15 protein-coding genes and 1 CRISPR repeat array (1 of these 16 running past the window's edge) are annotated in these 22917 nt (G+C 31.2%); of the genes, 10 read left to right on the top strand and 5 right to left on the bottom strand.

Annotated features, from left to right (window positions below; all coding sequences use genetic code 11):
• Positions 1–4: 4 nt before the first annotated feature.
• Entirely contained in the window at positions 5–1024 is a 1020-nt protein-coding gene (locus KO494_RS12075) for a glutamine synthetase beta-grasp domain-containing protein (RefSeq protein ID WP_215967873.1), read from the bottom strand.
• A gap of 187 nt (positions 1025–1211) precedes the next feature.
• Between KO494_RS12075 and KO494_RS12070 the strand changes: the two genes are divergently transcribed.
• The 7 genes from KO494_RS12070 to KO494_RS12040 all read left to right on the top strand — a co-directional run bounded on the left by KO494_RS12070 (position 1212) and on the right by KO494_RS12040 (position 9927).
• Complete coding sequence (locus KO494_RS12070; RefSeq protein WP_215967872.1) at positions 1212–3398, top strand: glutamine synthetase III; 2187 nt, start codon at positions 1212–1214, stop codon at positions 3396–3398.
• A gap of 446 nt (positions 3399–3844) precedes the next feature.
• Positions 3845–4516 carry a Curli production assembly/transport component CsgG gene (locus KO494_RS12065; RefSeq protein ID WP_215967871.1) on the top strand — a complete coding sequence of 224 codons (672 nt, stop codon included), beginning with the start codon at positions 3845–3847 and terminating at the stop codon, positions 4514–4516.
• 40 nt (positions 4517–4556) lie between these two features.
• The gene (locus tag KO494_RS12060; RefSeq protein WP_215967870.1) at positions 4557–5735 is read left to right on the top strand and encodes an AIR synthase related protein; all 1179 of its coding nucleotides are present in this window, start codon (positions 4557–4559) and stop codon (positions 5733–5735) included.
• Positions 5736–5812: 77 nt separating this feature from the next.
• Entirely contained in the window at positions 5813–6778 is a 966-nt protein-coding gene (locus tag KO494_RS12055) for a DUF3078 domain-containing protein (RefSeq protein WP_215967869.1), read from the top strand.
• A 411-nt stretch (positions 6779–7189) separates the two neighbouring features.
• Positions 7190–8266 carry a peptide chain release factor 1 gene (prfA, locus tag KO494_RS12050; RefSeq protein ID WP_215967868.1) on the top strand — a complete coding sequence of 359 codons (1077 nt, stop codon included), beginning with the start codon at positions 7190–7192 and terminating at the stop codon, positions 8264–8266.
• 11 nt (positions 8267–8277) lie between these two features.
• Positions 8278–9096, top strand: a complete 819-nt coding sequence (gene pyrF, locus KO494_RS12045; RefSeq protein WP_215967867.1) for an orotidine-5'-phosphate decarboxylase — start codon at positions 8278–8280, stop codon at positions 9094–9096.
• A 45-nt stretch (positions 9097–9141) separates the two neighbouring features.
• Positions 9142–9927, top strand: a complete 786-nt coding sequence (locus KO494_RS12040; protein WP_215967866.1) for an ABC transporter substrate-binding protein — start codon at positions 9142–9144, stop codon at positions 9925–9927.
• Here the strand turns inward: KO494_RS12040 and KO494_RS12035 are convergent.
• The 4 genes from KO494_RS12035 to purU form a co-directional block, all read right to left on the bottom strand.
• Complete coding sequence (locus KO494_RS12035) at positions 9899–10045, bottom strand: hypothetical protein (RefSeq protein ID WP_215967865.1); 147 nt, start codon at positions 10043–10045, stop codon at positions 9899–9901. The two genes, KO494_RS12040 and KO494_RS12035, sit on opposite strands and share 29 nt — an antisense overlap.
• A gap of 113 nt (positions 10046–10158) precedes the next feature.
• Positions 10159–10335 carry a Lacal_2735 family protein gene (locus tag KO494_RS12030; protein ID WP_215967864.1) on the bottom strand — a complete coding sequence of 59 codons (177 nt, stop codon included), beginning with the start codon at positions 10333–10335 and terminating at the stop codon, positions 10159–10161.
• A gap of 235 nt (positions 10336–10570) precedes the next feature.
• Positions 10571–11275 carry a DUF4197 domain-containing protein gene (locus tag KO494_RS12025; protein WP_215967863.1) on the bottom strand — a complete coding sequence of 235 codons (705 nt, stop codon included), beginning with the start codon at positions 11273–11275 and terminating at the stop codon, positions 10571–10573.
• 114 nt (positions 11276–11389) lie between these two features.
• Positions 11390–12238: a formyltetrahydrofolate deformylase gene (purU, locus tag KO494_RS12020; protein ID WP_215967862.1), complete on the bottom strand. Its 849-nt coding sequence runs from the start codon at positions 12236–12238 to the stop codon at positions 11390–11392.
• A gap of 230 nt (positions 12239–12468) precedes the next feature.
• Between purU and KO494_RS12015 the strand changes: the two genes are divergently transcribed.
• From KO494_RS12015 to cas9, 3 genes are all read left to right on the top strand, one after another.
• Complete coding sequence (locus tag KO494_RS12015) at positions 12469–15882, top strand: methylmalonyl-CoA mutase family protein (RefSeq protein ID WP_215967861.1); 3414 nt, start codon at positions 12469–12471, stop codon at positions 15880–15882.
• A 473-nt stretch (positions 15883–16355) separates the two neighbouring features.
• Positions 16356–17102: a hypothetical protein gene (locus tag KO494_RS12010; protein ID WP_215967860.1), complete on the top strand. Its 747-nt coding sequence runs from the start codon at positions 16356–16358 to the stop codon at positions 17100–17102.
• Positions 17103–17346: 244 nt separating this feature from the next.
• Positions 17347–21711: a type II CRISPR RNA-guided endonuclease Cas9 gene (gene cas9, locus KO494_RS12005; RefSeq protein WP_215967859.1), complete on the top strand. Its 4365-nt coding sequence runs from the start codon at positions 17347–17349 to the stop codon at positions 21709–21711.
• A gap of 61 nt (positions 21712–21772) precedes the next feature.
• Positions 21773–22917: a CRISPR direct-repeat array (repeat unit 36 nt; unit sequence GTTGTGGTTTGATTAAAGATTAGAAAACACGATATT); it runs 2249 nt beyond the window's last position.

Raw genomic sequence — 22917 nt, 5'->3', positions numbered from 1 at the left:
TAGGTTAATTAATATTAGCAGATTTTACTGTTGTAATAATTCTACCAGCAATTTTATAAGGGTCTCCATTAGAAGCAGGTCTTCTGTCTTCTAACCAACCTTTCCATCCTTTTTCTACAGTAATAATAGGAATTCTAATAGAAGCTCCTCTATCAGAAATACCATAACTAAAGTCGTGTATAGATGCAGTTTCGTGTTCTCCAGTTAAACGTTGGTCGTTAAACTCTCCGTAAACAGCAATGTGTTCTGCTACAACAGGTCTAAACGCTTCGCATATTTTTTCGTAAGTTTCTTTACTTCCACATGTTCTTAATACTTCATTCGAAAAGTTTGCATGCATTCCAGAACCATTCCAATCCATATCTTTACCTAATGGTTTTGGGTGATATTCAATATAGTAACCATATTGTTCTGTTAAACGATCTAGTAAATAACGAGCAATCCAAATTTCGTCACCAGCTTTTTTAGCTCCTTTAGCAAATAATTGAAACTCCCATTGTCCAGAAGCAACTTCTTGGTTAATACCTTCAAAGTTTAAACCTGCAGCAATACATAAATCGGCATGTTCTTCAACTAAATCTCTACCATGTGTATGTTTTCCTCCAACAGAACAGTAATACATACCTTGTGGAGCAGGATAACCACCAATAGGGAAACCTAAAGGTAATTGTGTCTGTGTATCCATTATAAAGTATTCTTGCTCAAATCCAAACCAGAAATCATTGTCATCATCGTCAATTGTTGCTCTTCCGTTAGAGATGTGAGGTGTTCCATCAGCATTTAAAACTTCAGTCATTACTAGGTATCCATTCTTTCTTGCAGGATCTGGATAAATAGCAACTGGTTTTAATAAACAATCTGAAGATCCACCAGATGCTTGTCTTGTTGATGAACCATCAAAAGACCAAATCGGACAGTCTTCTAATTTACCACTAAAGTCTTCTTCAACTTTAGTTTTACTTCTCATGTTTTGTGTTGGTTTATAGCCATCCAACCAAATATACTCTAGTTTCGATTTACTCATAATTAATATTCGTTGTGTTAATAAATGATAAAGCAAATATAACTATTTTTCGGTTTGACCTATAAAAAAATAGGAGGCTTCGTTTAAATTTTATTAAATTACTGTTAATAACCCTGTTTTTTTTAGGGTATTGTTTTTTATGTTGCCTAAAAATAGTAATTTCATAAAATAATTTAAAAACATATATATGTCAACATTAAGATTTCATGCTGTAAAACAAACTTATAAAAGAGAACCTGTTCATATTGAGGAAAATGAGCGTCGTTCTACCATTTTTGGAGCTAATGTTTTTAATGAAGATACCATGCGTCAATATTTAACTAAAGAGGCATTTAATAGTGTGCAAGATGCTATTAAAAATGGGTCTAAAATAGATCGAGTAGTAGCAGACCATATTTCTACAGCAATGAAAGAATGGGCTATTTCTAAAGGTGTTACGCATTATACGCATTGGTTTCAGCCATTAACTGGAGCTACTGCCGAAAAACATGATGCTTTTTTTGAACCAATTGGAAACGGAAGAGCTATAGAGAAATTTGGAGGAGGTCAATTAGTACAACAGGAACCAGATGCTTCTAGCTTTCCAAATGGAGGAATTAGAAATACTTTTGAAGCTCGTGGTTATACGGCTTGGGATCCTACTTCACCAGCATTTATTTATGGTACAACGCTTTGTGTGCCAACGGTTTTTGTGTCGTATACAGGAGAAGCATTAGATTATAAAACGCCTTTGCTTCGTGCATTACAAGCAGTAGACCAAGCAGCTGTTGCTGTTTGTAAATATTTTGATAAAAATGTAAAAAAAGTGAACGCTTCTTTAGGATGGGAACAAGAATACTTTTTAATTGATTTAGCTTTGGCTAATTCTCGTCCAGACATTGTTTTAACTGGTAGAACTTTATTAGGGCATTCTCCAGCTAAAGGGCAACAGCTAGATGATCATTATTTTGGTACAATACCAAATCGTGCTATGGCTTATATGCGTGATTTAGAAACAGAATGCATGCTTCTTGGTATTCCAGTAAAAACCAGACATAATGAAGTTGCTCCTAATCAATTTGAATTAGCTCCTGTTTTTGACGAAGCTAATCTGGCAGTAGACCATAACTCATTACTTATGGATGTTATGGATAAAATTGCAGCACGTCATAATTTTAAAGTGCTTTTTCATGAAAAACCATTTGCAGGTGTCAACGGTTCGGGTAAACATAATAATTGGAGTTTGGCTACAGATACAGGAGTAAACTTGTTGAGTCCTGGAAAAACACCAATGAGTAACCTTCAGTTTTTAACCTTCTTTATTAATACCATTAAAGCGGTTTATGATAATGAAGAGCTACTACGTGCAGCAATAGCATCTGCAAGTAATGATCATCGTTTAGGAGCAAATGAAGCACCTCCAGCAATTATTTCGGTGTTTATAGGGGAACAATTAACCAAAACCTTAAGCGAACTTGAAAATGTTACAACAGGTAAATTATCACCAGAAGAAAAAACAGATTTAAAGTTAAATGTTGTAGGTAAAATTCCGGATGTATTACTAGATAATACAGACAGAAATAGAACATCTCCTTTTGCCTTTACAGGAAATAAATTTGAATTTAGAGCAGTAGGTTCTACCGCAAACTGTGCAAACCCAATGACTGTTTTAAATGCTATTGTAGCCAAACAGTTAGTTGAGTTTAAAGAGGAAGTAGATGTTTTAATTGAAAATAAAAAATTAAAAAAAGACGAAGCTGTTTTTAACATCTTAAGAGAGTATATTAAGAAATCTAAAAATATCCTTTTTGAAGGAAATGGCTATGGGGAAGCTTGGGAAAAAGAAGCCAAAAAACGCGGACTTAGTAATAATAAAACTACTCCAGAAGCACTTAAAGCTAAAATCTCTAAAAAAGCTATAGATCTTTATAAAGATTTAGGCATCATGAATAAAATAGAGGTGGAGGCTCGTTATGAAATTGAAGTAGAACAATACACCATGCGATTGCAAATAGAAAGTCGTACCTTAGGTGATATTGCTAGAAATCATATTATTCCTACAGCAGTGAAGTATCAAAACGTTTTAATTGAAAATGTAAGCGGACTTAAAGAAATTTATGGTACAGGCTTTAAAAAATTAGCCAAAGAGCAAATGGTGTTAATTGAAGAAATTTCTAATCATTTAGAAGCCATAAACTCGAATGTCACTAAAATGACAAACGAACGCAAAAAAGCGAATAATTTAGAAGATATAGAGAAAAAAGCAGATGCATATTGTTTTAAAGTAAAACCTCTTTTTAGTGATATAAGATACCATTGTGATAAATTAGAGTTATTGGTAGATGATACGCTTTGGCCTTTAACCAAATACAGAGAACTACTGTTTACTAACTAGTAGTTTAATAAAAATTACAAGTAAGGTCACTTTTGTTAAAGTGGCCTTTTTTATTGCAGAGAATTTTATTGCTTGTAGTTTGTCTAAAATAGTTTACATGTTGTCGAAATCTTTGATATATAGCTTTTTAGTGCTTCTTTTTTCTGTATTTTAGCCTTGCTATTAATCAATAATCAATTTAATATGAAGAGGCTTTTTCTAAGTGTCCTTATGCTTATGGTTGCGACCTTTATCTTCTCGCAGGCAAGTAATGAAAATGAGGATCAGGATTTCAACAAAGATTTAGTGCAGAACAATCAAAGTATTCAAAAAGATAATAACTAATTTTAGTTAGTAAATAACTTGATGAGTTATTTTGTGTTAATTTAAGTATTATCAATAAAGACAAATAGAGGTTTCTCATTTGTCTTTTTTTTATAAAACCAACCCCAAAATAATAGGCTATTATGATATTACAATTAAAACAAGTTTTAACAGCATTATTTTTGTGTTTTTGTTTCACTCAAGTTAGTGGGCAAAATCAAAATGTAACAGATAAAGAATTAAAAGATAAGTCAGATATTTCATTAACCAAGTATAGAGCAGATAATGTTTTTACTTCAGCTCTTGGTGTGGCTGTAATTAATGGAGATTATCCAGATCCTTTGTTTGAGTTTTATGGTCAAGTTGGTTATAAAAGATACATTAATCCTTATGTAAATGTAAACTTTACCTATAATAAATTTAATCTTGCACATAAAAATATTGTAAATAATGGCTATATGTCTTTTGATTTAAATGTTGAAAGCACTCTTATGCCTTACAAATTATTTACACCATTTGTTTTTGCAGGTGGAGGTATTAATGCAAGTAATTATTTTTTAGAAACAGGACTCAAAATACAAGGAGGTTTTGGGGTAGAGTATTTGGTTTTAGAAGATTTTGGAGTAAAACTATTTACAGATTATAATCATACATTTGATGATGATTTAGATGGAAAAGTCTATGGTAAAGCAAATGATATCTTCTGGAGAATAGGTTTTGGTGTTAATTATTACTTTGGTATTGCTAACAAAAAGAACAAAATACCAGCAGAAACCAAAACAATTATTAATTCCAATCCAATAATTTATAAATAACTAAAATACAATTCTTATTTTTGTGGTTCAAAATATACTCATGAGCCAAGATATAAGTAAAAGATATGCACAACGAGGTGTGTCTGCTTCAAAAGAAGATGTGCACAATGCTATAAAGAACATTGATAAAGGATTGTTTCCTAAAGCATTTTGTAAAATTGTTCCAGATTATTTAACTAATGATGATACGCATTGCTTAATTATGCATGCAGATGGTGCAGGTACAAAATCTTCACTTGCATATATGTACTGGAAAGAAACAGGAGATGTTTCTGTATGGAAAGGTATTGCTCAAGATGCTTTAATCATGAATATTGACGATCTGCTTTGTGTTGGTGCAACAGACAATATCATGCTTTCTTCAACCATTGGTAGAAATAAAAACTTAATTCCTGGTGAAGTTATTTCTGCAATTATTAATGGTACTGAAGAACTTATTCAAGACCTAAAAACTTTTGGTGTTACCATTCATTCTACAGGAGGAGAAACTGCAGATGTAGGTGATTTGGTAAGAACTATTATTGTAGATTCTACAGTAACCGCTAGAATGAAACGCGAAGACGTTATAGATAATGCAAATATAAAACCAGGAGATGTTATTGTAGGTCTGGAGAGTTTTGGACAAGCAACTTATGAAAAAGAGTATAATGGAGGCATGGGAAGTAACGGTTTAACTTCTGCAAGACACGATGTTTTTGCTAAATATTTAGCAGAAAAATATCCGGAAAGTTTTGATGCTTCGGTACCTGAAGACTTAGTGTATTCTGGTAATGTAAAGTTAACAGATGCTGTAGCAGACGCTCCAATAGATGCTGGTAAACTAGTTTTATCACCAACAAGAACGTATGCACCAATTATTAGTGCAATTTTATCTAAATACAAAAGTGATACACTACACGGAATGGTACATTGTTCAGGTGGAGCACAAACTAAAATTCTTCACTTTATAGAAAATCTTCACATTGTTAAAGATAATATGTTTGCCATACCACCTTTATTTAAACTAATTCAAGAACAATCTAAAACAGATTGGAAAGAAATGTACCAGGTGTTTAATTGTGGACATAGAATGGAGTTATATGTAAGTCCGGAAATAGCAGAAGATATTATCGCTATTTCTAAATCCTTTCATGTTGATGCTAAAATAGTTGGTCGTGTAGAGGCTTCAGAAAGTAAGAAACTAACAATAAAAAGCGAATTTGGTACGTTTACATATTAGCAAATCGTTAAAATTTGTTAAAAACCTTTAAATCTTTTATTCTACTATTTACATTAGTATGCTATTAAATTTTACGCATGAAAAAGTTTCTTATCCTATTTTTAGTTTTCTCCTTTCAGTTTAGTAACGCCCAAACAGATTCCACAGCTGTAAATACAATTTATAAAGAAAGTTTTCCTAAGTGGAAAAACAAAAACATAGCAACTCTTGATGTTAGCGAAGTAGCCTTTGTTAATTGGAATTCGGGAGGAAGTAATTCTATTTCCGCATTATTAGGTATTGTTAGTGAGGCTAACTATAAGTTTAAACACTTTTATTGGAATAATAATATTAATATACGTTATGGTATTAATAAGCAACAAGATCAAGAGTTAAGAAAAACCGAAGATGTGGTTGAAATAAATTCTAATGTTGGGTACAGAAAAGATACTTTAAGTAACTGGTTTTATACTTCTAGATTTAATTTTAAAACCCAATTTACAAATGGGTATACATACCCAAATACTACAAATGCAATTTCTAAGCTAATGGCGCCTGGTTATTTGTATTATGGAGCAGGTATTGAATACGGTAAAAACATAGAAACTTTATCTGTTTACTTTTCGCCAGCTACCATAAAAACCACTTTTGTATTAGATCAAGAATTAGCAGATGCTGGCTCCTTTGGTGTAGAGCCTGCCGTTTTAGATGAAGAAGGAAATGTGATAAAAGAAGGAGAGCAGGTACGAAATGAATTTGGTATTTTATTTACTAATGCCTACGAAACAGAAATAGCTACTAATATTTATATGAAGCATTCTGTAAATTTTTATACAGATTATCTTAATGACTTCGGAAACATAGATGTAGACTGGCAAGTTAATCTTGATTTTAAAGTAAATAACTACATTAGAGCTAATCTGGGCTCGCATTTAAAGTATGATAATGATGTAAAAAATCTTATTGCTATAGATGAAGAAGCGGAAGAGGTAGAATATCTTGAGGAAGGAGCAAAAATTCAATGGAAACAAATACTAGGTATTGGTGTGGTTGTTGATTTTTAACCACTTAATTAAGTAAATCCTTGTACTAAAAAAAGAAAAGGTATAGAGGTAAAACAATCTATTATAAATAAAAAGCATACTAACCGTAGATTAGAGAAGCCTGCCATTTTATAGAAACCTATTTTCTTTCTAACATTACAATCTTTTAGTAATAACCATCCTAAAACCATTAAAAACAGCTTGGTTAAAATGGTAAGCAAAAAGCTGTTACTAGCAGTAAATACCATGAGGTTTATGCTAAAAGACCACAAAAACAGTGGCTTGTAATAGGCAAATATGCATTTTAGTAGTTTCATGAGTATTATAAAACGCAAAACACCGATAATTATTTTTATCACAATATTGCTACCTAATCCTTAATATAAAATCCATAAATTATCGTATTTTTGACACACAATTTTTAAAAGATACATGTTAGAGAAATTACAAATAGTAAAACAACGTTTTGATGAGGTTAGTGATTTAATCATTCAACCAGATGTTATATCTGATCAAAAACGTTATGTAGAATTAAATAAAGAATACAAAGACCTACGCTTATTAATGGATAAGCGTGAAGAATACATAGAGTATACAAACAATTTAGCCGAAGCCGAAGAAATAATTTCAGATGGAAGTGATGCAGAAATGGTAGAAATGGCCAAAATGCAATATGAAGAAGCTAAAGAAGCTATTCCTAAGTTAGACGATGAAATACGTGTTCTTTTAATACCTAAAGATCCGCAAGATTCTAAAAATGCGGTTGTAGAATTACGAGCAGGAACAGGAGGAGACGAAGCAAGTATTTTTGCTGGAGATTTATTTAGAATGTATTCTAAGTATTGCGAAAGTAAAGGATGGAAAGTAGATACTGTAGATTACAGCGAAGGTACTAATGGTGGATTTAAAGAAATTCAGTTTGAAGTTACAGGAGAAGATGTTTACGGAACCTTAAAGTTTGAGGCAGGTGTGCATCGTGTGCAACGTGTACCCCAAACCGAAACACAAGGTCGTGTGCATACAAGTGCTGCAACAGTAATGGTTTTTCCTGAAGCAGAAGAGTTTGATGTAGAAATTAACCCAAAAGATGTACGTATTGATTTTTTCTGTTCTTCTGGTCCAGGAGGTCAATCTGTAAATACAACCTATTCAGCAGTACGTTTAACGCATATTCCAACAGGTTTGGTAGCACAATGTCAAGACCAAAAATCACAGCATAAAAATAAAGAAAAGGCTTTTAAAGTTTTACGTTCTAGATTATACGATTTAGAATTAGCTAAAAAAATGGAAGAAGATGCTGCCTTACGTGGTACTATGGTAACTTCTGGTGATAGAAGTGCTAAAATTAGAACCTATAACTACTCGCAAGGGCGTGTAACAGATCATAGAATTGGATTAACACTTTACGATTTGCAAAATATTGTAAATGGGGATATTCAAAAAATTATAGACGAATTACAACTAGCAGATAACACAGAAAAGTTAAAAGCTAGCGACGAGCATATTTAATTTGTCAAAAAATGACAACACAACAACTTACAGACCAAATCCAAAATAAAAAATCCTTTCTATGCATAGGATTAGATGTTGATTTAAACAAAATTCCGGAACATCTTTTAAAAGAAGAAGATCCTATATTTGCATTCAACAAAGCAATTATAGATGCCACACATCACTTGTGTGTAGCCTATAAGCCAAACACTGCATTTTATGAGGCTTATGGTTTAAAAGGGTGGAAAGCTTTAGAAAAAACAATAAATTACTTAAACCAAAAGCATCCAGAAATATTTACTATTGCAGATGCAAAACGTGGTGATATTGGTAACACAAGTACCATGTATGCTAAAGCTTTTTTTGAAGACTTAGCGTTTGACAGTGTAACCGTTGCTCCGTATATGGGTAAAGATTCTGTAGAGCCATTTCTTGCATTTTCAGATAAGCATACTATTATGTTGGCTTTAACCTCAAACCAAGGTGCTTTTGATTTTCAAACTAAAAAAGTAGCAGATAAAGAGTTGTACAAACAGGTTTTAGAAACTTCAAAAACTTGGCAACATGCCGAAAACTTAATGTATGTAGTTGGTGCTACAAAGGCAGAATATTTTGCAGAAATAAGAAAAATTATTCCTAATAGCTTTTTATTGGTGCCAGGAGTTGGCGCACAAGGTGGGAATTTACAAGACGTTTGTAAGTACGGAATGAGTGAAAATGTAGGCTTGTTAATTAATTCTTCAAGAGGAATTATTTACGCTTCAAAAGAAAAAGATTTTGCACAAGCTGCAGCTTTAAAAGCAAAAGATTTACAAGAGCAAATGGAAGTTATTTTAAACCAAAAATAAAACTAGAAAGTCATTTTAAATAAAAATGACAAAGCAATCTTATTCATGGAACTACAAGATCAAATAGGTCAACAGCTACATTTTAATTCTGTTCCTAAACGCATTGTTTCTTTGGTTCCTTCGCAAACCGAATTACTCTTTGATTTGGGTTTAGAAGATGCTATTGTTGGTATTACCAAGTTTTGTGTGCATCCAAATCATTTATTAAAAACAAAAACCATTGTTGGAGGTACCAAACAAATACATCTTGAAAAAATAAAAGCTTTACAGCCAGATATTATTTTATGTAATAAAGAAGAAAACACAAAAGATATTGTAGAGGCTTGTGGTACTATTTGTAAAGTACATGTTTCAAATATCGAGAATATTTCAGATTGTATTACAATGATTAAGCAATATGGAGAAATTTTCAATAAGAAGGAAGTGGCTTCAAGAATTTCAGAAGAAATTCAAAATAACTTAAAAGACTTTCAAATTTATATTCAAAATAAAACAACGATAAAAGCTGCTTATTTTATTTGGAAAGACCCTTTTATGGTTGCAGGAAAAGACACTTTTATTAATTGCTTATTGCAAGTTAATAAGTTTGAAAATGTATATGCAGATTTAGGAAGATATCCAGAAATACACCTAAAGCGAGATAAAGACATAGATTTGGTTTTATTGTCTAGTGAGCCTTATCCTTTTAAAGAAAAACATATACAAGAATTAAAAACATACTATACTAATGCCAAAATACAATTAGTAGATGGCGAAATGTTTTCTTGGTATGGTTCTAGACTTATAAAGTCTTTTACTTATTTTAAGTTGCTACATCAAAATCTTGAGTAGGTTTTTGGTTAGACATGGAATCTACTATTTGTTTAGCCTTGTTTTCAATAGTTTTTATGCTAAATACTTTGTTTTCGTTTGGTCTCTTTTTGCCAACTTTGCAATAATGTGTACTCATAATTTATTCTTTTAACTTGTTCTTTATATATAAAGTACGAGCAAATCGCTAACTTAGATGTTAGTTAAAGGTTAAAGAATGTATAATTATTGTTAAACAGAAGTAGCAGGTACTTATCTAGATAAATATTTAAGTTTATTTAGCTTGTCTAAAAGCTGGATCGCCTTAAATTCAGAAATATCACTTAAGGCATGATCTGTTTGTCTAAAATTATAAGCTTCTTCTATAAGCAGCTTATATTTTTTTCTTAGCTTTTTTCGGTGTCGTAATATTAATTTATCTCTTTTCATTAGTAGTGTTTAGGAAAAATGCAATTAAATATACGTTATTTTTCGAATATTTTACAATAAGAATAAGATAAAAATAAATAACAAAAAACCGATTTAGGTTTTAAATCGGTTTTATTCTAATAACTAACTAAACAACTAACTCAAAAATCTAAAGTAGAATTATTGATAGGGCAAATGTAGCTTGGTTATGTATTTATATGGTTATGCTAATATTAGCATTATGTTAAGTTCTTTTTTAATCTTGTAAAGCAAAAACCTTACGTAATAAATCTGTTGTTCTAGAAGATGCTTTGCTTCTTATTTCTTTTTCTTCAACAGCAATCATTGTGTAAACACCTTGTAAAGCTTCTCCAGTTACATAGTCTGTTAAATCTGGATTTACGTTACTTGTAAATGGTATGCTGTTGTACTTGTTAATTAAATTAGCCCAAATTTGGTCTGCACCAACTTTGCTAAAAGAACTCTTAATTACAGGGTTAAACTTGTCGTAAAGCGCTGTTTGTGTTTTGCTTGTTAAGTATTGTGTAGCAGCATCATCATTACCAAGAAGTATGTTTTTTGCGTCTGTAATAGTCATGTCTTTAACCGCGTTTACAAAAATAGGTGTAGCTTCACTTACTGCATCTTCAGCTGCTCTGTTTAATACTTTTAAGCCTTCGTCTGCCAAGCTACTTAAGCCTATATCACGTAGTGCTTTGTCTACTTTTTGTAATTCTTCTGGTAAAGTTATTTTTACTAATTCGTTTTTATAAAAACCGTCGGTTTGGGTAAGTTTGGTAACTTGTTTGTCAATACCTAAGTCTAATGCTTGTTTTAATGCTGATCCAATTTCAGATTCCGATAGTGTACCAACTTCTTGAGGTAGTTGGTCTATAACTTGTTGCAACTCAGTACAAGCAGTTAGGTTTAAAATAATAATAAAGGCAAATACTTTTTTCATAATTTTTTTAGTTTCAAATATACTTATTATTAAGATGCGCTTTTAGTTTAAAAATTGCGTTTTTTCAAAAAAAAATAAAAAGAAGTAAGATGTTTTTGGTAGTTAGTGGTGGTTTTAAGAAAAAATCACTGTTTTGTTATTATACACCATTACTTTTCTTTTAATATGTAGTTTTATAGCATTTGCTAATACTATTTTTTCTAAATCTCTTCCTTTGGCTATTAAGTCTGTAATAGCATGTGTGTGTGATACGCGATTAACATCTTGTTCTATAATTGGTCCAGCGTCTAATTCTTCGGTAACATAATGGCTAGTTGCACCAATAATTTTAACACCACGCTTGTAGGCAGAATGATATGGTTTAGCGCCAACAAATGCTGGTAAAAATGAATGGTGAATGTTTATTACCTTATTAGTATATTGACTAATAATTTTACTGGATACAATTTGCATGTATCGCGCAAGTACAATAAAGTTTATATCAAATTCTTTACACAGTTTTAGTTGTTGTGCTTCAGCATCTGCTTTGGTTTCTTTAGTAACAGGAATATGATAAAACGGAATATTAAAACTATCTGCTATTGGTTTTAAAGTATTGTGATTACTTATAATAAAAGGAATTTCAACAAATAGCTCACCAGAGTTATAACGCCCCAAAATGTCATACAAACAATGGTCATATTTAGAAACAAATAAAGCCATTTTTGGTTTTGTTTCGGTATTGTATATACGCCATTTCATGGCAAACTTTTCTGCCAAATCCTTTTTAAAATTTGTAGTAAAATTATCCATAGAAAATGATGTGAATTCACTTTCTAATCGCATAAAAAATATATCTTGTTCTCTATCTACATGCTGATCTATGTAAACAATGTTTCCTTTATTTTTTGCAATAAAATTAGTTACATCTGCAATAATACTTGATTGATCTTTACAGTGTATTAATAAAGTTATTTTTGTCATAACTACTTAAAATTAATAAGTAAAACTAGTTTAAATATAGATAAAATTTAAGCTTAGATTCAATTTTATATTATTTAATATAATTGATGAAATTTTTTGAATATTCCGTAAATTTGTAGCACTAAAACTTAGATTTATTAAGAATGAAACATTTATAACTTTTTTTATAACAGTAAAAATTAAAAAAAGTAAAGTGCATTTTTATAATATAAAGCAATATAAAATAGAACATGATACAAGTAGCACCTTATAAGCCAAAGCATAAAGTTAGAATTGTAACTGCAGCATCTCTTTTTGATGGACATGATGCCTCTATAAACATCATGCGTAGAATTATTCAAGCAACTGGAGTTGAGGTTATTCATTTAGGGCATGATAGAAGTGTGGAAGAAGTTGTAAATACAGCTATTCAAGAAGATGCCAATGCCATTTGTTTAACTTCTTACCAAGGAGGACATAATGAGTATTTTAAGTATATGTATGATCTTTTAAAAGAAAGAGGTGCAGAACACATCCAGATTTTTGGAGGTGGAGGAGGCGTTATTCTTCCTTCAGAAATTAAAGAATTAATGGATTATGGTATTGCTCGTATTTATTCTCCAGATGATGGTCGTGCTATGGGATTACAAGGTATGATTAATGATTTGGTAGAAAAATCAGATTTTGCAATAGGTGATTCTCTTAATGGTGAAATAGATTTATTGCCAACTAAAAACCCTAAAGCAATTGCAAGAGTAATTTCTTCTGCAGAAAACTTTCCAGAAGTAGCAAAAGATGCTTTAGATAAAATTCATATAAAAAATAAAACGTCTAAAACTCCTGTTTTAGGTATTACAGGAACTGGAGGTGCAGGAAAATCTTCTTTAGTAGATGAGCTTGTTCGTCGTTTTTTAATCGATTTTCCAGAAAAAACCATTGGTTTGGTTTCTGTAGATCCTTCTAAACGAAAAACTGGAGGAGCTCTTTTAGGAGATAGAATACGTATGAATGCTATTAATTCACCAAGAGTGTATATGCGTAGTTTGGCTACACGTCAATCTAATTTAGCTTTATCAAAATATGTAAATGAAGCAGTTCAGGTTTTAAAAGCTGCCGAATATGATTTAATTATTTTAGAAACATCAGGAATTGGGCAAAGTGATACTGAAATCATGGAACACAGTGATGTAGCATTATATGTAATGACTCCAGAATTTGGTGCAGCAACGCAATTAGAAAAAATTGATATGCTAGATTTTGCAGATTTGGTAGCTATCAATAAGTTTGATAAACGAGGCTCTCTAGATGCTTTACGCGATGTAAAAAAACAATATATGCGTAACAATAATCTTTGGGATATTCCGCAGGAAGAACTACCTGTTTATGGTACCATTGCTTCACAGTTTAATGATCCAGGAATGAACACGCTGTATAAGGCGATCATGGATAAACTAGTAGAAAAAACAGATACAGATTTAAAATCTACATTCCATATTTCAGATGAAATGAGTGAGAAGATCTTTGTGATTCCTCCTTCAAGAACACGTTATCTTTCTGAAATAGCTGAAAATAATCGTGCCTATGACAAAACGGCAAATACACAAGTAGAAGTTGCTCAAAAATTATATGGTATTTATAAAACGTTAGAATCTGTATTAGAAGTAACTCCAGAATTAGATAAAGCAGGAATTGCTTCGGATTCTTTTGAAATAAAAGAAGACAATAAAGATTTTGTAAGAATGCTTATTGCAGAATTTGATCGTGTAAAATTAAACTTAGATCCTTACAACTGGGAAGTAATTACAGGTTGGGATGAAAAGGTAAACAAATACAAAAACCCTATCTATACATTTAAAGTAAGAGATAAGGAAATTAAAATAGAAACACATTCAGAGTCGCTTTCTCACTTGCAAATCCCTAGAGTAGCTTTACCAAAGTACCAAGCTTGGGGTGATTTATTACGTTGGACCTTGCAAGAAAATGTACCAGGTGAATTTCCGTATACTTCGGGATTATATCCTTTTAAACGTACAGGAGAAGATCCAGCACGTATGTTTGCTGGAGAAGGTGGTCCAGAACGTACCAACAGACGTTTTCACTATGTAAGTGCAGGTTTGCCAGCAAAACGTTTGTCTACCGCTTTTGATAGTGTAACCCTTTATGGTAATGATCCTGATTTAAGACCAGATATTTACGGTAAAATTGGTAATGCAGGAGTTAGTATCTGTTGTTTAGATGATGCTAAGAAATTGTATTCTGGATTTGATTTAGCCAACGTAATGACATCGGTAAGTATGACTATTAATGGTCCTGCGCCAATGTTATTAGGTTTCTTTATGAATGCTGCCATAGACCAACAATGTGAGTTATACATTAAAGAAAATGGCCTTGAAAAAGAAGTAGAAGCAAAGATTGCTAAAATATACAAAGACAAAGAGCGTCCTACTTATAATGGTGATTTGCCAGAAGGAAACAACGGTTTAGGTTTAATGCTTTTAGGTGTTACAGGTGATCAAGTATTGCCTGCAGATGTGTATGCAGCAATTAAAAAGAATACCATTGCACAGGTTAGAGGAACCGTTCAGGCAGATATTTTAAAAGAAGATCAAGCACAAAACACCTGTATTTTTTCTACCGAGTTTGCCTTACGTTTAATGGGAGACGTACAAGAGTATTTTATTGCCAATAATGTGCGTAATTTCTATTCGGTTTCTATTTCTGGATACCATATTGCAGAAGCAGGAGCCAACCCAATTACACAGTTAGCATTAACCTTATCTAATGGTTTCACTTACGTGGAATATTATTTAAGTCGTGGAATGGATATCAATAAATTTGGTCCTAACTTATCGTTCTTTTTCTCTAACGGAATCGATCCAGAATACGCAGTAATTGGTCGTGTAGCACGTAAGATTTGGGCAAAAGCCATGAAGCATAAATATGGTGCCAATGCAAGAGCGCAAATGCTTAAATACCATATTCAAACCTCAGGACGAAGCTTACATGCTCAAGAAATAGACTTTAACGATATACGTACCACGCTACAAGCACTGTATGCTATTTATGATAACTGCAACTCATTACATACTAACGCTTATGACGAAGCTATTACAACACCAACGGAAGAATCTGTGCGTAGAGCAATGGCTATTCAGTTAATTATTAATAAAGAATTAGGATTGAATAAAAACGAAAATCCAATACAAGGTTCTTTTATTATTGAAGAATTAACCGATTTAGTAGAAGAAGCAGTATTGCAAGAATTTGACCGTATTACAGAACGTGGTGGTGTGTTAGGAGCTATGGAAACCATGTACCAACGTAGTAAAATACAGGAAGAAAGCTTGTATTATGAAACTTTAAAACACAACGGTAAATTTCCAATAGTTGGTGTAAATACGTTTTTAAGTTCTAAAGGGTCGCCAACGGTAATTCCTGCGGAAGTGATACGAGCAACAGAAGAAGAAAAGCAATTTCAAATAAAAACCTTAGAAAACCTTCATAAGAGAAATGATACCAAAGCGCTGTTGAAAAATTTACAAGAGAAAGCCATTAACAATGAAAATATTTTTGAAGCCTTAATGGATGTTTGTAAAGTATGTTCTTTAGGGGAAATAACTTCAGCGTTGTTTGAAGTAGGAGGGCAGTATAGACGTAATATGTAAGCAGCGAGCGACTTTGTCATTTAGAGCAAATCGAAGCATCTTAAAGACAAGGATTGTAATAGTTCAAGATTCTTCAGTCGTACCTCCTTCTGAATGACATGAAAGGTTTTATTTGAATAAAAGTAAAACGTCATTCAGAGCAAAGCGAAGCATCTCAAAGACAAGGATTGTAATAGTTCAAGATTCTTCAGTTGTACCTCCTTCTGAATGACATGAAAGGTTGTTTGGTTAAATACAAGCAAAGTGTTATTCAGGGTAAAGCGAAGCATCTCAATTTTTAATATTATTTGACGATAACACAAACCAACCCAAGCTTAGGCTTGGGTTTTTTATTTATTATTATTTAATAAATGTTGAAATATACTAGGTATAAAGTCGGCATATAGTTGGTATATACATTATATATATATTAACTATTTTCTTGATTTTTAAAAAATAAAATGCTATGTTTAAGTTCTGTTAACCAAAATGTTATGGCAAAACAAAAAGGAGTTGTGTTTTTAGAAGGTACTATTGGAGGTATTAATTTTTATTATAGAAAAGGAGTACCTACAGCTAGAGTAGCAGGAGGAGGTTTTACTAAAAAGGCAATAAAAACGAGTCCTACTATGGTTCGTGTGCGCGAAAGTAATAATGAATTTGGTAAGTGCGCTAAGGTAAATAAAATTTTTAAGCAGGCAATTAGGCCTTTTTTATTAGGTTATAAAGACGGCACTTTACATAGTAGATTGATGCAATTGTTTTTAAAGATCAAGGATTGTGATACTATTTCAAACCGAGGAGCTCGTTGTGTGCGAGAAGGTATTTCTACCAGTTTAGGAAAGCAATGTTTATCTGGTTTTGTTTTTACTCCAAAGCGCCCTGTTTTATTACCTTGTAGTTTTATTTTTGATTGGGATGCCTTATTGTTAAGCGTTACTCATTTTGATGTGCAAACGGTAGGTTTTCCTAAAGAGGCTAGTTTTATGGAGCTTGTTTTTGGCGTGGTGTGTTTTGATTTTGAAACTTTAACGTATACGCGTGTTATGGCTGCTCCTTTGGTGATAGCTCGCGATTATATTGGAGATTCTTTTTCGCTTTCTGTTGCAGCACTACCTAGTGGTACAGGTGTTTTATTTGCTATGCTGCGTGTTGCTTTTTATCAAGAAGTAAATGGTGAAAATTATTTATTGGCAGGAGCGAATGCTTTTGGAGTAGAAGTAGTTTCTGTTAGGGATTGAGGAGTGTTAGTGTTTTTTTTTAGGTATGGTTGTGGTATAAAAAAAAGTCCTACCGAAGCAGGACTAAAGATTTTCATCTACGGCATATAGCCTTATTGTGATAAGATTAAAGATTAGAAATTTTAATCAGTTACAAACTTAGTGAAATAAAAGAATAAAAAAAATACGTAGATGTACGTATTTTTTTATTTAATAAATTATAATAAGTTTATAGTTAATAATAATAAACAGACAGTTAAAATAAATGACAAAAATTTTAGGTTTAGACTTAGGAACTAATAGTATTGGTTGGGCAATTGTAGAGAAAGATAATAATGATAAGGAATTTACACTAATAGACAAAGGAGTTAGGATATTTAGTGAAGGTGTAAAATCCGAAAAAGGAATTGAAAGTTCTCGAGCTGCTGAACGTACAGGTTATAGAAGTGCAAGAAAACTTAAATATCGAAGAAAATTAAGGAAGTATGAAACCTTAAAAGTGCTTTCTAGGAATAATATGTGTCCTTTAACTGTTGAAGAAGTTGAAGAATGGAAAAATTCAGATTTTAAAAATTATCCTCTCAATCCAGAATTTTTAAAATGGTTGAGAACCAGTGAAGAAAATAACACTAACCCTTATGCTTTTAGAGATAGAGCAAGTAAGCAAAAAGTTGCTTTATTTGAGTTAGGTAGAGCATTATACCATATTGCACAAAGAAGAGGTTTTTTAAGTAACCGTTTAGACCAATCTGCTGAAGGAATTTTTGAAGAACATTGTCCACAAATTCAAAATCAAATAGAAGAATTAGAATCAAATGAAGACATTTTATTAGCATTGAAAGACTATTTTCAAAATGTTGGAATACTTGATGAGACTATAAGAGGTGGTTTTGTTAAAGATTTAGATGAAGGAGAAAAGAAGTTAAAATCCTTATATAATTCTTTAAAAGCGATCTTGAAAAAAAATGAATCGGACTTTAAAAAATGTAATGAAGAACTAATTGCAAGATTAAACAAAAAAGAAGATTTAGGAAAGGTAAAAGGGAGAATTAAAGAAATCTCTCAAGCAATGATTGATGGAGACTTTAAAACACTAGGGCAATATTTTTATAGTTTATACAATAAAGAAAAAATAAGAAATCAATACACAGCCAGAGAAGAACATTATTTAGAAGAGTTTATAATTATCTGCAAAACTCAAGGAATAAAAGAGATTAATGAAAACGAAAAAATACCAGAAAAACGATTTTCTGGTTTAGCTAAAGAATTATATCGAGCTATTTTCTTTCAACGACCATTAAAATCTCAAAAAGGATTAATAGGTAAATGTTCCTTTGAGAAAAATAAATCACGTTGCTCTGTCTCTCATCCGGATTTTGAAGAATATAGAATGTGGACATATCTTAATACTATTAAAATAGGTAAACCATCAGAAAAAAAATTGCGATTTTTAACTCATGAAGAAAAATTAAATTTAATTCCAAAGTTTTTAAGAAAAAAAGGCCATTTTAATTTTGAAGATTTAGCTAAAGAATTAATTGAAAAAGGTGCATCATTTGGGTTTTATAAATCTTCAAAAAAAAATGAATACCAATATTGGTTTAATTATAAGCCAACAGATACCGTTGCAGGGTGTCCTGTATCGGCTTCTTTTAAAAATATTTTTGGAGACGATTGGAATACTAAAACACATACTTATAAAACGTTTAATTCAAAAAATATAGAAGTAACAAGGAACGTAAATTATAAAGATTTATGGCATTTACTTTCTGTTTCCACTTCAGACGCTTATTTATATGATTATGCAAAAGTGAAACTTGAGTTAGAAGAAAGAAAAGCCAAAGCATATAGTAAGATTAAGTTAAAAAAGGATTATGCAGGTTTAAGTCTTAATGCTATTACTAAAATAACACCTTACCTAAAGCAAGGATTATTATATTCTCATGCGGTATTTATGGCAAACATTGAAAAAGTAGTAGATAAAGATATTTGGAAAAACAAAGAATCACAATTAAACATTCAACTTAAAATAGCTAAGATCATTGAAGATCATAAGTTTGAAAATGGTTGTTTTACTGTTGTGAACTCCATAATAAAAGAATGCAAAGAGAATAATTATTTTTATTCCGAAGAGTCAAAATTGCTTTACAAAAAGCAACTTTCAAAAAAATTAGATTCTTTTTATACAAGATTTAAAATAGACGATGAAAATATAAAGGAAACTATTTTAGAAGAAAACTATATTTTGCTTTTAAAGCAATTAAAAAAAGGTGCGTTTGTAAAAATTAAAAGAATAGACGAAAAAGTAGTAGAGTTTATTTTAGGAAATAATCTAGATGGAGAGATTTATTGCACAGACGAAAAACGTATTAAAAAACTATATCATCCCTCTGATATAGATGTTTTTAAAAAGAAAATTATTAAAGATGAATTTGGTAATAAAAAACTAGTTTTAGGAAGTCCATTAACATCTTCAATAAAGAACCCTATGGCAATGCGAGCGTTACATCAATTACGAAAAGTATTGAATGCTTTAATCCTAAATGATGATATAGATGAAAAAACTAGAATCCATATTGAAATGGCTCGTGAACTTAATGATGCCAATAAAAGAAAAGCTATTCAAGATTACCAGAATGAAAATAAAAAGAAACGTGAAGATGCTATAATAGAAATAAAAAAGCTCTATTTAGCAGAAAGTCATAAAGAAGTAGAACCAACTGAAGATGATATATTACGATATCAACTTTGGATTGAGCAAGACAAAAAAGAGATTTATGAGGATGGAAATTATATTGGAATTTCTCAAATAATAGGAAGTAATCCAGATTTTGATATAGAGCATACTATACCAAGAAGCATTTCGCAAGATAATTCTCAAATGAACAAAACGCTTTGTAGTCAAAAGTTTAATAGAGATATTAAAGGGAATAAAATGCCAATTGAATTGGGAAATCATTTAGAAATTCTGCCACGAATTGCTCATTGGAAAAAAGAAGCTGAAAATTATAGCAGAGAAATAGAAATTATTACACGTTCTATAAAATCTGTTGCTACTAAAGAAGCTAAAGATAAAAAGATACGCAGAAGACATTATTTAAACCTAAAACGTAATTATTTAAAAGGAAAATACGAAAGGTTTATTTGGGAAGAACCAAAAGTAGGTTTTAAAAATAGTCAAATTCCAGATACAGGTATTATAACACGCTATTCGCAAGCGTATTTAAAATCGTATTTTAAAAGAGTAGAATCTGTAAAAGGAGGTATGGTTGCAGAGTTTAGAAAACAATGGGGTATTCAAGAATCTTTCACTGATGAACATGGTAACAAACATTACAAACCAAAAGATAGAAGTACACATACGCACCATACCATAGATGCTATAACTATAGCGTGTATGACCAAAGATAAATACGATGTTTTAGCAAAGGCATGGAAACTTGAAGATGAACAAAACAAAACAGAAGCTAAAGCTATAATTGAAGCAGCAAAACCTTGGAAAACATTTAAAGAAGATTTAAAAAAAATAGAAGAAGATATCTTAGTCTCTCATTACACACCTGATAATGTTAAAAAGCAATCTAAAAAAATTATTAGAATACGAGGTAAAAAACAATATGTTGCAGAAATTGAAAGAGATGCATATAATAAAGTGGTACCCAAAAAAGATGCCAACGGAAAAATAATCTATAAATTAGATGCAGAAGGAAAACGAATTCCAAGATACCAACAAGGAGATACTATTAGAGGTTCTTTACATCAAGACAGTATTTATGGTGCTATTAAAGACCCATTGAATAATAAGCAGATTAGATATGTTATTAGGAAAGATTTAGAAAGTCTAAAAAAAACAGACATTGAAAATATTATTGATGAGGTAGTAAAAGAAAAGGTAAAGCAAGCTATTGAAAATAAAGTACTTGTGTTATCCAAAAATGCCCAACAAAAAAACAAAATAGTAGATGCTGTATGGATGAATAAAGAAAAACGAGTGCCAATTAAAAAGGTTCGTGTGTATTCAAATTCAGTAAAAAACCCTCTAGAAATTAAAGAACATAGTCCATTGTCTAAATCAAGACACGAGCACAAACAGTTGGTTTATGGTCAAAACGATGAAAACTATTGTATGGCTATTTATGAAGGTGAAGATAAAAATGGGAAAATTAAAAGAAGTTTTGAGTTGGTTAATTATAGAGATGCTGGACGATACTTTAAATTAAGTAACAAAAATAATTATGATTCACTAGTTCCGATGGTGCACCTTAAGTCAAATTTACCATTAAAATACAAAGTTAAAAAAGGAGACTTAGTTTTGTTTTATAAAGAAAACAAGGATGAGTTATACGAAATAGATGGCCTTTCATTAGCAAAAAGATTGTATAAAGTAATAGGTTTTGAAGGAGATGGAAGAATTCAATTTAGGTTTCATAAAACGGCGATGCAACAAAGTAGTAAGAATAAAGAAGAAATGACTATTGTTAAATACATGAAAGATAAAGGGGTGAAGAATTCACAAGTTAATTTTGAAGAACCTGTGCCTTGGTTGCGATTATCGATGGGAAATTTTAATTTTTTATTAAATAAAGAAGAGTTTAAAATAAGTTCAACTAGCAAGATAAAGTTTTTATGAAATACTCGAATTAGATTAAAAATAAGATATTAAAAAGGGTTTGAGTTCTGGGTATAGAAAAGTTGTGGTTTGATTAAAGATTAGAAAACACGATATTATAATTCATAGATTATGGCAATAGGAACAGGTTGTGGTTTGATTAAAGATTAGAAAACACGATATTTTATAGAAACGCCACCAATTTCACCGTTTAGTTGTGGTTTGATTAAAGATTAGAAAACACGATATTTATACCGTTATGTGTTCTGTTACCTCTTGAGTTGTGGTTTGATTAAAGATTAGAAAACACGATATTTTTTTAAGATCGTAACGAAATTGCACCCCTGTTGTGGTTTGATTAAAGATTAGAAAACACGATATTGCCAATGCTAATTAATAAGGTATTTAAAGCGTTGTGGTTTGATTAAAGATTAGAAAACACGATATTATACACAAATACGTTAGAGGTCATTGTGCAGTTGTGGTTTGATTAAAGATTAGAAAACACGATATTATTATAAAAGTAGTTATAGACCAAGTAGGAGTTGTGGTTTGATTAAAGATTAGAAAACACGATATTAATATAAGCCTACAGAGTTTGTTGCACAAGGTTGTGGTTTGATTAAAGATTAGAAAACACGATATTTTGACTAGCTAAAGGCAATTTAACGTATAAGTTGTGGTTTGATTAAAGATTAGAAAACACGATATTTAGGTTATGTGTGAGCTTGGTTGTTAGTTAGTTGTGGTTTGATTAAAGATTAGAAAACACGATATTTAGTAATTAGTGAAAACAGTACATAGGTTAGTTGTGGTTTGATTAAAGATTAGAAAACACGATATTGATAGCCAAGTTATAATTGGTGATAATGTGTTGTGGTTTGATTAAAGATTAGAAAACACGATATTTTATAACTTTATATTTTTTACCGTTTGTAAGTTGTGGTTTGATTAAAGATTAGAAAACACGATATTAGATTTTCGAGTTATACGATACTCTAACCAGTTGTGGTTTGATTAAAGATTAGAAAACACGATATTTTTACGTCTAAGTGCTTCGCCTATATTCAGTTGTGGTTTGATTAAAGATTAGAAAAACGATATTTAAGCTATCTCACTAGAAGCACTCCAACTAGTTGTGGTTTGATTAAAGATTAGAAAACACGATATTTTCTGCTAAACCAGTTTGAAGAAGTTGTAAGTTGTGGTTTGATTAAAGATTAGAAA

It is taken from the genome of Lacinutrix sp. C3R15, assembly GCF_018860825.1.
Taxonomy (GTDB): domain Bacteria; phylum Bacteroidota; class Bacteroidia; order Flavobacteriales; family Flavobacteriaceae; genus Oceanihabitans.
The sequence above is the reverse complement of the archived record's forward strand: the minus strand, read 5'-3'. Positions and strand labels throughout refer to the sequence as shown.

Excerpts from the sequence above, each read along its gene's own strand:
- KO494_RS12075 (WP_215967873.1), bottom strand. The coding sequence starts at position 1,024 with ATGAGTAAATCGAAACTAGAGTATATTTGGTTGGATGGCTATAAACCA.
- KO494_RS12070 (WP_215967872.1), top strand. The coding sequence starts at position 1,212 with ATGTCAACATTAAGATTTCATGCTGTAAAACAAACTTATAAAAGAGAA.
- KO494_RS12065 (WP_215967871.1), top strand. The coding sequence starts at position 3,845 with ATGATATTACAATTAAAACAAGTTTTAACAGCATTATTTTTGTGTTTT.
- KO494_RS12060 (WP_215967870.1), top strand. The coding sequence starts at position 4,557 with ATGAGCCAAGATATAAGTAAAAGATATGCACAACGAGGTGTGTCTGCT.
- KO494_RS12055 (WP_215967869.1), top strand. The coding sequence starts at position 5,813 with ATGAAAAAGTTTCTTATCCTATTTTTAGTTTTCTCCTTTCAGTTTAGT.
- prfA (WP_215967868.1), top strand. The coding sequence starts at position 7,190 with ATGTTAGAGAAATTACAAATAGTAAAACAACGTTTTGATGAGGTTAGT.
- pyrF (WP_215967867.1), top strand. The coding sequence starts at position 8,278 with ATGACAACACAACAACTTACAGACCAAATCCAAAATAAAAAATCCTTT.
- KO494_RS12040 (WP_215967866.1), top strand. The coding sequence starts at position 9,142 with ATGGAACTACAAGATCAAATAGGTCAACAGCTACATTTTAATTCTGTT.
- KO494_RS12035 (WP_215967865.1), bottom strand. The coding sequence starts at position 10,045 with ATGAGTACACATTATTGCAAAGTTGGCAAAAAGAGACCAAACGAAAAC.
- KO494_RS12030 (WP_215967864.1), bottom strand. The coding sequence starts at position 10,335 with ATGAAAAGAGATAAATTAATATTACGACACCGAAAAAAGCTAAGAAAA.
- KO494_RS12025 (WP_215967863.1), bottom strand. The coding sequence starts at position 11,275 with ATGAAAAAAGTATTTGCCTTTATTATTATTTTAAACCTAACTGCTTGT.
- purU (WP_215967862.1), bottom strand. The coding sequence starts at position 12,238 with ATGACAAAAATAACTTTATTAATACACTGTAAAGATCAATCAAGTATT.
- KO494_RS12015 (WP_215967861.1), top strand. The coding sequence starts at position 12,469 with ATGATACAAGTAGCACCTTATAAGCCAAAGCATAAAGTTAGAATTGTA.
- KO494_RS12010 (WP_215967860.1), top strand. The coding sequence starts at position 16,356 with ATGGCAAAACAAAAAGGAGTTGTGTTTTTAGAAGGTACTATTGGAGGT.
- cas9 (WP_215967859.1), top strand. The coding sequence starts at position 17,347 with ATGACAAAAATTTTAGGTTTAGACTTAGGAACTAATAGTATTGGTTGG.